At 41.3% G+C, this 11883-nt stretch carries 9 protein-coding genes and 1 pseudogene; 5 read left to right on the forward strand and 5 right to left on the reverse strand.

Annotation, left to right across the window (positions count from 1 at the left end; translation table 11 throughout):
* The first annotated feature begins 71 nt into the window (after positions 1 to 71).
* The 4 genes from ABJK37_RS23305 to ABJK37_RS23320 all read left to right on the forward strand — a co-directional run bounded on the left by ABJK37_RS23305 (position 72) and on the right by ABJK37_RS23320 (position 6016).
* On the forward strand, positions 72 to 827 hold the full coding sequence (locus ABJK37_RS23305; protein ID WP_348358806.1) for a GDSL-type esterase/lipase family protein: 756 nt from the start codon (positions 72 to 74) through the stop codon (positions 825 to 827).
* Between the two features lie 428 nt (positions 828 to 1255).
* On the forward strand, positions 1256 to 1633 hold the full coding sequence (locus ABJK37_RS23310) for a BlaI/MecI/CopY family transcriptional regulator (protein WP_348358808.1): 378 nt from the start codon (positions 1256 to 1258) through the stop codon (positions 1631 to 1633).
* A 2-nt stretch (positions 1634 to 1635) separates the two neighbouring features.
* Positions 1636 to 3342: a M56 family metallopeptidase gene (locus ABJK37_RS23315; RefSeq protein ID WP_348358810.1), complete on the forward strand. Its 1707-nt coding sequence runs from the start codon at positions 1636 to 1638 to the stop codon at positions 3340 to 3342.
* A 691-nt stretch (positions 3343 to 4033) separates the two neighbouring features.
* Entirely contained in the window at positions 4034 to 6016 is a 1983-nt protein-coding gene (locus tag ABJK37_RS23320; protein ID WP_348358812.1) for a di-heme-cytochrome C peroxidase, read from the forward strand.
* 229 nt (positions 6017 to 6245) lie between these two features.
* On the opposite strand, the gene ABJK37_RS23325 is transcribed toward ABJK37_RS23320, so the two are convergent.
* A complete protein-coding gene (locus ABJK37_RS23325; RefSeq protein WP_348358814.1) occupies positions 6246 to 6866 on the reverse strand; it encodes an FKBP-type peptidyl-prolyl cis-trans isomerase in 621 nt (206 codons plus the stop codon).
* A gap of 190 nt (positions 6867 to 7056) precedes the next feature.
* On the opposite strand from ABJK37_RS23325, the gene ppc reads away from it, so the two are divergent.
* Entirely contained in the window at positions 7057 to 9678 is a 2622-nt protein-coding gene (ppc, locus tag ABJK37_RS23330) for a phosphoenolpyruvate carboxylase (RefSeq protein ID WP_348358816.1), read from the forward strand.
* Positions 9679 to 9859: 181 nt separating this feature from the next.
* Here the strand turns inward: ppc and ABJK37_RS23335 are convergent, their stop codons facing one another.
* The 4 genes and pseudogenes from ABJK37_RS23335 to tuf form a co-directional block, all read right to left on the reverse strand.
* Positions 9860 to 10588 (reverse strand): transporter substrate-binding domain-containing protein, encoded by a 729-nt coding sequence (locus ABJK37_RS23335; protein ID WP_348358817.1) that lies wholly within the window; start codon positions 10586 to 10588, stop codon positions 9860 to 9862.
* 111 nt (positions 10589 to 10699) lie between these two features.
* Positions 10700 to 11089 (reverse strand): hypothetical protein, encoded by a 390-nt coding sequence (locus ABJK37_RS23340; protein ID WP_348358819.1) that lies wholly within the window; start codon positions 11087 to 11089, stop codon positions 10700 to 10702.
* Positions 11073 to 11414 (reverse strand): TMEM175 family protein, encoded by a 342-nt coding sequence (locus ABJK37_RS23345; RefSeq protein ID WP_348358821.1) that lies wholly within the window; start codon positions 11412 to 11414, stop codon positions 11073 to 11075. The genes ABJK37_RS23340 and ABJK37_RS23345 overlap by 17 nt, the downstream gene beginning before the upstream one ends.
* A 324-nt stretch (positions 11415 to 11738) precedes the next feature.
* A pseudogene (tuf, locus tag ABJK37_RS23350) lies at positions 11739 to 11883 on the reverse strand (elongation factor Tu); the annotation flags it as partial.

Genomic DNA, 11883 nt, shown 5'->3' on the forward strand with positions numbered 1-11883 from the left:
CTTAAAATACTACATAAGACAAGTACTTAGCCGATAGGTTGGTTAAGGCTCATTAAAAGGCCCCTTCATTTATGCTACCCCATTTAATGTCACTAAATAAGCAGATACTAGCGAGTTTACTGTTCTTTTTTACCTTTAATGCAGCCGCTGAGTCAACGGCTACCGAAGCGGCCCCTAGACAACAAGAGCATTCATGGATGTCGATAGTTCAGTGGCAAGAAAAACAGCAAGGTATTAAAGATAAAGCGAAAAATGCAGGTAATATCGACGTACTATTTGTTGGAGATTCTATTACCGAGGGATGGCAATGGGGCGATAGTCCTGCTGTATTTCAAAAATATTTCGGTAACTTCAAGACACTTAACATGGCAATCGGAGGTGACCAAACCAGCGAAATACTATGGCGACTTAATGATTTACAAGGCACGACACTGAACCCTAAAGTAGTGACGTTAATGATAGGCGTTAATAACTTTTTTCACAGTAAACACACCGCAGATGAAGTTTTTAGTGGTGTTCAAGCTGTGGTACAAAAAATAATTACTAATTACCCAGATGCTCAGATTCTGCTAAACGCGATACTACCTTTCAATGCCTCTCACAAAAGTGAAAATCGCCAACTGGTAACGAGTACGAATAAAAAAATAGCGACCTTAGCCGAATTGAAGAATGTTCATTATGTGGATTTTGGTAAAGCTTTTTTGGATGTTAATGGTGACATCAGTGCTGAGATCATGTTTGATTTTTTACACCCAACTCCCGCAGGTTACAAGATCTTAGCTCAGCAGCTATTGCCAGAATTAAATAAGTGGTTAGCGGTTCAATAACCACCAAGAGGTAACTTCTTGTTTCACATATCTCGTCTCATTCAAATATAACGGCACTATGTTATCGCCCTTGAATTCGAGTAAAAACGTTGAATTGTTATTCAACACAATCAAATAAATCTCGGTTATGTTTTAACTTAATGTTGTCTTCAAAGCTTGTAGACCCACTCACTTGAGCAGCATGAAGCACTGCCTCATTGGGCGCTTGGGGCTGTTTATACCAACCTGTAATGATAACCAGCCACCAATTACACGGCTCCTTTCCGGGTTAATATTAACGAGCGAGTCTTTGTAATAGGCAGCTTAGCGCGCAACATCACTCTCAACTATCAGAATTTATTTTAATAATGTCATTGACAATCAGACCTTCTATAAACTACATTTGTGGCACATAACTACTACAAATGTAGTTTACAGGAGATTGACCTATGAAATTAAGTGATTTTGAATTGGATGTGATGCAGCTTTTTTGGGATGAAGGTCCATGTTCTGCAGCAACCATTCATAAATGGATAACAAAAGATAAAAATGTGGCGTATACAACGGTTAAAACCATTATTGATCGTCTTGAAGAAAAAGGCGCAATCCAGCGAACTTCTGTCGAAGGGCGCTCCATTATTTTTGCAGCCGCAGTTAAAAAAGAAGCGATATCCACCAAATTATTGCCAGAGTTTGTAAGGCGATTCTTCCATGGTAACAGTAGCCAATTAGTGGCCCATTTAATTAAAGATGACAAATTAAGTGAAGAAGATATTAGCTACTTAGAAACCTTCCTCGCGAACAGAAAAACTAATAAAGGGGAATAATCATGGTGGATTACTTTTTCACTAATATCTCAATTAGTTTGATTGCCCTATGTTTGCTAGTGTTATTAAAAGATTCGCCGGCTAGATTGCAGTTCTATATTGCTATTGCGGTATTGTTCAGCTGGTTTATGCCTTGGAATCTAGTATCAACCATCCCAATCATGTCAGAATCATTCAGTCCGCTAACCGACGAAGTGTTTAATTCTTTCATTTGGCTTGAAAATAACCGTTCTATTGCTGTTAGCAGTCCAGTAGATTCAATCACTCCAAGCACTTTTAATTTGATAGACAAAATTGAATCTGCCTTTTATGAATTATCAACTTACCAAACACTTTTTATACTCTTGTCTACTGGTGGCTTACTCTACTTTGTGAAGGATATGCTCAACTATTGCGCCAAACTAAAATACTGGCGTCGCAACTCAAAAGAAAACAATAGTTTGTGGGAAGAGCATGATTTCAAACATCAAAGTATATCTATTCGTATGCTAGACGGTGTGTCTCCTGGTATGGCTACTGGCCCAATTAAGCCAACTATCTGGCTCGATAAAAGCTTTCTCGGCACTAGTACCACCCAAACTATTTTGACTCATGAACTAAACCATATTTTGCAACATGACCCGGTTTGGATGTGGATTATCACTTTTTCACAACGTGTTTTATGGTGGAACCCATGTGTACACCTATTCGCTAATATCGCCCGCGAACAACTAGAACTCAGTTGTGATGAAAAATGTCGCCAGCAGTTACAAGATCAATATTCAACTGACTTAGCTAGAATTTTGCTCAATGGCACTGCTACAACATCAAGATACATTGCGGCTATTACGATAAAAAACCGCACAAACTTTAATATCACACGTTTAGAAAAGTTAAATAAGGAAAATAAAATGAAAACTAAGCATCTACTGACTCTCTTGGTAGGGATTAGCATGGCCAGCTTTGTTGGCGTCGCTATCAGTAATCAAACACAACCTCTAGTTCAAAATGAATTGAGCTCAAAAAACAAACCTAACATCCAAACAAAAATCGGCCTTTATCGAAAAAATGAAGTTCATAACGAATTAGTTGATGAGTTGCTGCAAGTGACTAAGCTGGCTAAGAGTAACGATCCCCAGATAATTAGCAACATTCTAAACAGTTTGGATGAGTGGAATGTCACTAGACAACATGCAGCAGACAAACAATCAGAGCGTTCAATAAAACTGATGAGTTTTACAATGAGTTGTTACCTGTTAGACAAACTAGGACGTTATGACGAAATTCCTGCAACCTACGACAAACTGTTTCCAGAACAACCTATCGAAGACGCTTTATTTTTGAAGCATCACGTTGCCACAGCTTATATCAAAATGGGCTTGCCACAAAAAGCATTAGACTTGATGGCTGATGTGATTCAACGCCAACCAAAACCTAAAACAGGTTCGTTAATGCTGCTAGCTCATGCTAACTTGGCAGCTGCAAACTATGATGAGGTCATTACCCTATCCGACCAAATCGCCTCGATTTCCACAGCAAAATTTCCGCAAATCAGCGCACTCAATTACAAAAGAGCTGCCTATAAGGCTATGGGCAATACTCCAAAAACAGATGAGATCGAACGCACCTTAAAAGCGTCCTATTCAGCCACCGCCAGTGCCCCCAAACTAACGGGCTTCGCTTCTCCAGTACTCGCACACTTATCTGATGTCAAGGAGGACAGAATATAGATAGGTAAATCACGGTTGATGCTATTCATAAGGGGGTCCTTCAAGCAAATTAATAGGACGCGAATGATGGTTTTCTAAATTGTCTCATTTTTGTAGGTCAATCCCATGAACAAGCGATTGATGTATTCACTTCAAGTTAGTCAATTACACCTCCTTGATGATAGGCACCCAAGCTCGACTTCCTTGTCGAGCTGTTCAATTGGGCGAAGCCGTGCTTCTAAAGAATCCAGTTAAACCCTGCAAAAATTAGAAAATTTTGGGATGAAGAGCATTGTATCGAGCGCCTCTTTTTGGTTACTTTTTCTCAACTGTACACCAAAAATTTAATGGATAAATTTAGAACGCACTTCAGGCGTCCCGCAGGGTGAAATACAGGGAAGTACTTCATAACAAAAATGACTGGCTCGAAAGGATTCGAATCAACAACTGGCAACGACCCCCTTACGAGAACGCCTGTCAATGAAGCGCATGCATTTAAAAAACTGAGGTTCAAGTATTAAGTTGCACTTGCTGCGCAAAAATCATACAGCATGTGCTATAACGTATAGGTAGAAAAAATTCTCTTGGAAGTGTCAGGGAAGTGGAGCGCGCAACCTCAAGATGTTTTTCATCTGACAAAAGAAAAATGTACTTGTATTGATAAACATCACATAGCGCATCAAAGACAATTAATTTTTACAAGGACAACCCTATGCTATTTCCCCGCATCGCACAATTTAAATGGTCAGTCGGCTCAATTTTATTAGTCGCCCTTGTGATTGTTTACTTTTATATAAAAATTTCCGGATCAATTGACAGTATTAAATATGCACTAACACCACCAAAACTACCGCAATACGAACCCTTGGATGTTAACTATTTAAATGCAACTGGGTGGCCTAACGAGTCATCGGAATGGTTTCATCATGCATCGCAAGGTACTGCTACTATCCCAGTGCCATTTAATTGGTTAGTGGCGTTAGAAGCACCTAAAAGTAACCCATGGTTATTGTTTTTTGGCAAAGAAGATTTATTCGTGGCCGAATATATGCCGCGTTTGGGATTTATCCCCCAACAACCATCTTTCGAAAACCCGCAAGGTTTGCCTATTGGTATAGCCAAAACTCAAAGCATTTACTTTGAAGGTATTGACCGTAAAGCGACTGCTGCTGGGTTTACATGTTCCGCATGCCATACTGGTCAGTTGGTCTATGAAGACAGACGCTACATTGTTGATGGTGCTCCAGCGACCACTGATTTAGGAATGTTTACTCGTTCGTTAGGCGCGGCATTAGGGCAAACCCTGCTATCGAGCAAGGTCAGTATTTTAGATGGACGATTTGACCGATTTGCCCGCAGAGTGCTTGGTAGCAATGATAATATTTTGACTCGTAATGCCTTGAAGGAAAATTTAGATAAAACTTTGACATTGTTGGGTAAAAACAGTGACACCATAAACGTCACTGAGGGATTCTCACGATTGGACGCACTGAATCGCATTGGTAATCAAGTATTTGATGAAGATATGATGCGGCGCAGTAACTACTCAGTAATCACTGCGCCGGTAAATTACCCTCACATATGGACGACTTCATGGTTTGATTGGGTACAATATGACGGTTCAATAATGCAACCCTTAATCAGAAATGCTGGAGAAGCGTTGGGAGTTGCATCCTATGTTGACACTAGCGGCCCTGATGCACAGCGGTTTGCTTCGTCTATCGATTACTCGAACATAGTTAAGATGGAACAATGGATAGGGGGAACTCACCCATTACAACGTAAACAATTTAATGGTTTGTTGGCACCTAAATGGCCTGATGAATTTCCAGCGATTAATACCCAATTGGCCAATGAAGGAAGAGATTTATATCGACGACTCTGTCAAGGTTGTCATTTGCCTACGATAGATAATGATGCGTTTTGGACAACTGACCATTGGCAAAAAATATCTTACCTTGAATCAAATGGTACATTTGCCAAAACGGATGCTGCTTACATCAATTTGAATGTCATTGAACTTGGTATCATCGGAACCGATTCGGCTCAATCTATGGTACTCCAGAATCGTACCGTTGATACAACGGGGCTAAACCTAAATGGTGAAGTGTGTACCTGGGTTGACCAACCGGATTCTGGAGAAAGTTGGTTAACCTATGTACCTCTAGAAGACAGCGCAACATCCAATTTTGGACTAGCATTAGGTGTATTTGTGCAGCGCGCTAATCAGCAGTGGTTCAAGCAAAACTATGTATCGCCTGACTTTCAAAGCGCTATGGAAGGTCAACGCCCTAATTGTCTGCAAGTAGGAAAAGGCTATAAAGCGCGGCCACTAAACGGGGTGTGGGCCACCGCGCCATTTTTACACAACGGTTCTGTTGCAAATCTGTATGACTTACTATCTACCGAACGACCACTGTTTATTGAGCTTGGTAATCAAGGCTTCGATGCAAAAAAGGTAGGGATCGTTCAAAGTGCGCGTGTTGGTAAGTTTACTGAACGCTACGAGGATGAGTCCTACAAGTTGACGCCAGATTATTCGGACGGATATTTTATGCTCGATACCCGCCAATCTGGTAATACAAATATTGGACATTGGTTCGATGACAAAGCTTCTGGCAAAAGAGGGGTAATAGGCCCTAAACTTGCTGAAAACGAAAAGTTTGCTTTGATGGAGTATTTAAAGACGTTATAAAAAAGGCTGACACTGGATTCTTTAGAAGCACCGCTTCGCCCAGTTGAACAGCTCGACAGGCGACCTGCAGGATGCAGGATGCAGGATGCAGGAAGGTAGAATAACGCGGGAGCAGTTATCGAGAAGTAGAGTTTGGGTGCCGATCATCATGGATGCGTAATTGACTCACTCAAAGCGTTCATCCAAATTAAAAAGGCCGGAAAACCGGCCTTTTAGATAACAGTGCTAACTAAGCAATAATATCAAGCAACTCAACATCAAAGATTAACGTGCTATGAGGAGCAATTGCACCACCGGCACCTTGCTCGCCATAAGCTAACTCAGCGGGTACGTGCAATTTCAATTTAGTACCTACTTTCATAAACTGTAAAGCTTCAGTCCAACCTTTGATTACACCATTAACTGGGAATTCAGCAGGTTGACCACGATCGTAAGAGCTGTCAAATACACTACCGTCTAAAAGCGTACCGTGGTAATGAGTACGCACAGTTGACGTTAAAGTAGGCGTGTCTCCGTCACCTTGAGTAATGACTTCATATTGAAGACCACTGTCGGTTACCGTCACTTCGTCACGTTTAGCATTTTCAGCTAAATAGGCTTCGCCTTCGGCGATCACTTCAGCAAATTCAGCTGATTTAGCCGCTTGCATAATCTCGTGAATCTCGTTGAAGGCAACACGTAAGGTATCGTTATCTACCTGAGCAGGTTGATTATTAAATGCATCGGCTAGACCTTCTTGCACGGCTGCAATGTCTAAACCTTCAAAAGGATTAGAGCGTAGTTGCTCACCCATTTGTAAACCAATACCGTAACTAGCTTGTGTTTGTATGCTGGAAAATTTATCTGACACTTTGGCTCCTAACTGGCCTTTGTCTCTTGTCTTCAAGAGATCTTGACACTATTGCTGTAAAAGCGCGCCAGTATATAGATAAACGACACAAAAAGCATATTTTGGAATGATTAATTGCGCTATTTACTTAGACAAATAGTTTACATATAAGTATCGTACTGAAAGATTTTAATCAGTTTTGGAGACGTAGATGTCACAAGTTTTGGATTCCCAGTTAACAGGAACAGTGCGCAATTTAGGTGCAGTGTTAGGCGACACAATACGTGACCAGTTGGGCGAGCAATGGTTAGAGCGAATTGAAGCAGTCAGAAAGGATGGGCGTAAAGCTCACCAAGGTGATGAAGATTCAACTAAGCGTGTTAAGCAACTTTTCTCCGAACTAAAAAATGATGAGTTACTGACGGTAGGGCGAGCTTTTTCACAATTTCTAAATTTGGCCAATATTGCTGAACAAGAATTTAATAGTAATAACGATCAAACTGATCCACTTAATACTCTATTTAGTCATTTAGATAATGCAGATATTCAAGCCGATACTTTTGAAAAAGCGCTACAGCATTTAAATATTGAATTGGTGCTAACTGCCCATCCAACAGAAGTGACTCGTAGAACACTGATCCATAAGCACAGCGAATTGGCAAAATGCCTAAGTAAAGTGCACGCGTCGAATTTGCAGGGTTCTGAGCGGGATAAAATTGAAACACGAATTGCTGAACTGATTAGCCAAGCATGGCATACCGAAGAAATCCGTACCATTCGCCCTACCCCAGTAGACGAAGCGCGTTGGGGGTTTTCGGTCATTGAAAACTCGTTATGGGAAGCGGTACCAGAGTTTATTCGCGAGTTAGATAAACGCTTTGTGGACAAGTTTGGTGTCCCTATCCCCTTAGATGTATCACCGGTTAAATTTGGTTCATGGATGGGTGGCGATAGAGACGGCAATCCATTTGTTACGTCAAAAGTAACAGAGCAAGTGTTGTTGTTAGCGCGTAAACGCGCGGCCAAATTATTCGCGCAAGATCTTGATATATTGCAAACCGAATTATCTATGAGCGATTGTGACGATGCACTTAGAGCACAAGTTGGCGACGTATTAGAGCCATACCGAGCGCTTATTCGCCCCCTTTTAAATAAGTTAGTTAAGACCCAAGAAGGCATAGTCGAAAAGCTGAAAAACCAGCCAGTAGATATGAGCGACTGGATCAATGACAAAGATCAGTTACTTGCTCCGCTCATGACATGTTATCACTCGCTACAAGCTTGTGGTATGTCCGTTATTGCTCAAGGCCATCTGCAAGATACGATTCGCAGAGTGCATTGTTTTGGAGTGCATTTGCTTAAGTTAGACGTACGCCAAGACTCAGAAAGACATGCCGATGTGTTTTCAGAACTGACCCGATATTTAGGAATAGGTGATTACGGCCAATGGAGCGAAGATGATAAACAAGCGTTTTTACTAAAAGAATTAGGTTCAAAACGCCCGTTATTCCCTACCAATTGGCAAGCCAGTGACGATGTAAAAGAAGTACTAGATACCTGTAAAGTCATCGCTGAAAATGGTAAAGACGGGTTTGGTATATACATTATATCGATGGCGAGTTTACCGTCAGATGTATTAAGTGTGATTTTATTACTCAAGGAACTAGGTGTGACGTGGCCGATGCCAGTAGCGCCTTTGTTTGAAACATTAGACGATTTAAACGCCGCGGCAAGCGTGACTAAAAAGCTGTTTTCTATCGATTGGTATCGTGGCTATATTCAAGGTCACCAATACGTGATGATTGGCTACTCTGACTCTGCAAAAGATGCGGGTGCCATGGCAGCGGGCTGGGCTCAATATGAGTCTCAAGAAGCGTTGGTGGCACTAGCTGAAGACAATGACGTCGAACTCACGTTATTCCATGGCCGTGGAGGTACGATTGGCCGCGGTGGACTGCCAGCTCATGCAGCAATATTATCGCAACCACCGGGATCACTCTCAGGTGGATTTAGGGTGACTGAACAAGGTGAAACAATTCGCTATAAATTTGGCATGCCTATACTCGCCCAGCGCAGCTTAGCGTTGTACGCCAGTGCAATATTAGAAGCCCTGATTTTACCTCCTCCGGCACCGAAACAAGAGTGGCGTGAAGCGATTAAAAAAATGGCCGCTGATGGCAGAGACAACTATCGCCAAATTGTAAGACACGATGAAAATTTTGTTCCTTACTTCCGTGTGGCCACCCCTGAGCAAGAGTTAGGAAAATTACCTTTAGGTAGTCGACCCGCTAAACGTAAACCTACAGGGGGCATTGAGAGTTTACGAGCTATCCCTTGGATTTTTGCGTGGGCGCAAACTCGTATGGTACTGCCTTCTTGGTTAGGTGTGATGAAAGCAGTGCAAACCTCTCTAGATGAGGGCAAAGAGGACATCATTCAGGATATGTTGTCTCACTGGCCGTTTTTCTACTCACGTTTGTCAATGTTAGACATGGTATTTAGCAAAGCGGATCCAAAAATTAGCCAAGAATATGATGAAAGTCTTGTACCTCAAGAACTGCAACATTTTGGTGATGCTTTGAGAACAGAGCTACAGCAAAGCATCGACTTATTGTTGAAGTTACTTCGCCAAAAGACAGTGATGGAAAGTGATCCCAAAGGTACGACGTCAATGAATATACGTGCCAGTTACTTGCAACCTCTACACTATTTGCAAATAGAGCTTCTAAAAAGGATTAGGCAACTAGATGAGAACGAACATGACGCAACTTTAGAGCGCGCTATGATGGTAACCATAGCAGGTATAGCTGTTGGTATGCGTAATACTGGCTAGGTGTACGTAATCTGGACTTTAGATATACGCGGCGATTGGTGAAGTTTATTGTCACCAATCGCCACTGTTTCAGTAACGCTAAAGAGGTTGTCTGGAGCTTAGGTCAAGGAAAACCTTTATTAGTTTCCAAATAGGTAACGATAAAAATCCCATAGGGTGGGTTAAACCACTCTACCTCGTTTCAATCTTCGCTCTGTAAGGTTTTCCAACTATCACTTATCCTGCTTAATTCGCCATTTTCGGTTAAGATAGTGATTGCTTGGTTAATTTTATTCAACGTACTGATATCAGATGACTTTTTGCTCAACATAATAAAAATATCAGCGCTGTAAATCGGTAAAGAATGGGCTTCGAACTCACCTTGCATGCGATATTTTTTTATAAAAGATTGCATAGTGTTTGGGTCGACTAAAAAACCATCTAAATGGCCTTGCATCAAAAACCTGACGTTTTCTTCTAAATCTACCACTTCATGAATGTTGTTTTTAAACTCTTCTGTTTTGATTAATGCCGCATAACTTTCGCCGTAGTAATAACCACTTTCTACTCCTACCATGTATTTACTGCCTGCTAACTCAGACAAGGTTTCAAGATGGATATTTTTAGCGTTACCTTTTCTAACAAAAAGGCTTACCGTTTCTTTGCGGTAGGGTTTTGAAAAATACGCATAGTCTTCCCGTTCGTTTGACCAAGACGCCCCCATTGCAACGTCCATCTTTCCTGACTTAAGGAAATTAAGATGTGTATTCCAAGGGACTTCTGCAACAGAAAAGCTTAACTTTGCTTCGGCCATTATGGCGTTAAAGGAATCAATATCTAATCCTACAAGTTGATGTTTTTCATTATGATATTGATAGGGATACCACAACTCCCATCCCACAGATAAGTCCGCGGCTTTGACCTTAAACACACATAATATCGAGATGTATAAAAATAAGTAGAGTGGTTTCATCATGTGGCTTGAATAATTACACTAGGTTGAGTTTACCAATTAATTAAGGGCAATAGCCACATTTTATAGTCATACTACTTTAGCACCTATGGACGCCCTTGCTGTTGTTCTATAGAACCCCAGCCCATATAACAGGGGAAACAATGCAAATAACACATATCCAGAAAAGCCAATAAAATCAGCAGGTAGGGTTACTGAAAGCAATAATGAAATCGCCCCTATCGCAGTCCCAATAGACCAAATATAGATTTCAGTTTGAGTATCAAAACATTCCATTTCATCTAACCCTAGCTCTTCCGCTTTTCTTTGTGCATAAAGGTATAGGGCTACAAAATTAATCGACAAAAGCACAAAACCAATTGCATAAAAAGCAAACATGAAGCGTAACTCCCACACAAAATTGATTGTCAATTCCATAGGAAAATAACCATTACTCACACTGCTAAACAATGCTTGCATCATCAATCTTAGAGGATAGATATAAGTCAACACTAGTATAATTAAACCTGAACTCAAAAATATTGTCATTCCATCTTCTAACCCATATCCGCCGACACCAAACAGCGTGAGAATGCCAGATCCACATAATTAATGCACAACTAGCACAAAAAGCGGGAATTTGTTTAGTTGCATCCACAAAGTCTTGCATTGTCTCTGGTACGGCTCCAACCGAGATCACTAGCATAGTGACCGCAAATGCAAAAGCTGCAGCTACAAATGTCTCGATACGAGTCATGTTATCGCCGCGCATTTTAAACGGGCTAGCATTAGGTTTATTCAACACAATTTTTCCCTTTTTGGTCCGAACTCTTATTAAAACACTTTTTACGCCCATAAAAAAAGGCCACCTAAGTGACCTTCTTTGGATAAGTAAGCTTGTTACTTATAGGATTTTAGCTACTACGCCAGCGTTTGCTTATACGGCCACGTGATTCCGGGCGTCCTGCCCTATACCCCTTCGGGGCCATCGTCAAAAAGCGACGATGTTCTATTTTGTTCCTGACAAAATAGTCACGGAGGTATCCGCTTGGGGCCGTACAATAGGAACTGGCGCCATAAAAAAAGGCCACCGAGGTGACCTTTCTTGAATCAGTTAATAGTTAGACTATTAAAGGATTTTAGCTACTACGCCAGCACCTACAGTACGGCCACCTTCACGGATTGCGAAGCGTAAACCTTCGTCCATCGCGATTGGGTGAATTAGCTCAACTTTGAATTTCAAGTTGTCACCAGGCATTACCATTTCTACGCCT

Origin of the sequence: Paraglaciecola sp. (assembly GCF_039964565.1) — a bacterium.
In the GTDB taxonomy this organism is placed as follows: Bacteria; Pseudomonadota; Gammaproteobacteria; order Enterobacterales; family Alteromonadaceae; genus Paraglaciecola.

Excerpts from the sequence above, each read along its gene's own strand:
- ABJK37_RS23305 (WP_348358806.1), top strand. The coding sequence starts at position 72 with ATGCTACCCCATTTAATGTCACTAAATAAGCAGATACTAGCGAGTTTA.
- ABJK37_RS23310 (WP_348358808.1), top strand. The coding sequence starts at position 1,256 with ATGAAATTAAGTGATTTTGAATTGGATGTGATGCAGCTTTTTTGGGAT.
- ABJK37_RS23315 (WP_348358810.1), top strand. The coding sequence starts at position 1,636 with ATGGTGGATTACTTTTTCACTAATATCTCAATTAGTTTGATTGCCCTA.
- ABJK37_RS23320 (WP_348358812.1), top strand. The coding sequence starts at position 4,034 with ATGCTATTTCCCCGCATCGCACAATTTAAATGGTCAGTCGGCTCAATT.
- ppc (WP_348358816.1), top strand. The coding sequence starts at position 7,057 with ATGTCACAAGTTTTGGATTCCCAGTTAACAGGAACAGTGCGCAATTTA.
- ABJK37_RS23340 (WP_348358819.1), bottom strand. The coding sequence starts at position 11,089 with ATGCAAGCATTGTTTAGCAGTGTGAGTAATGGTTATTTTCCTATGGAA.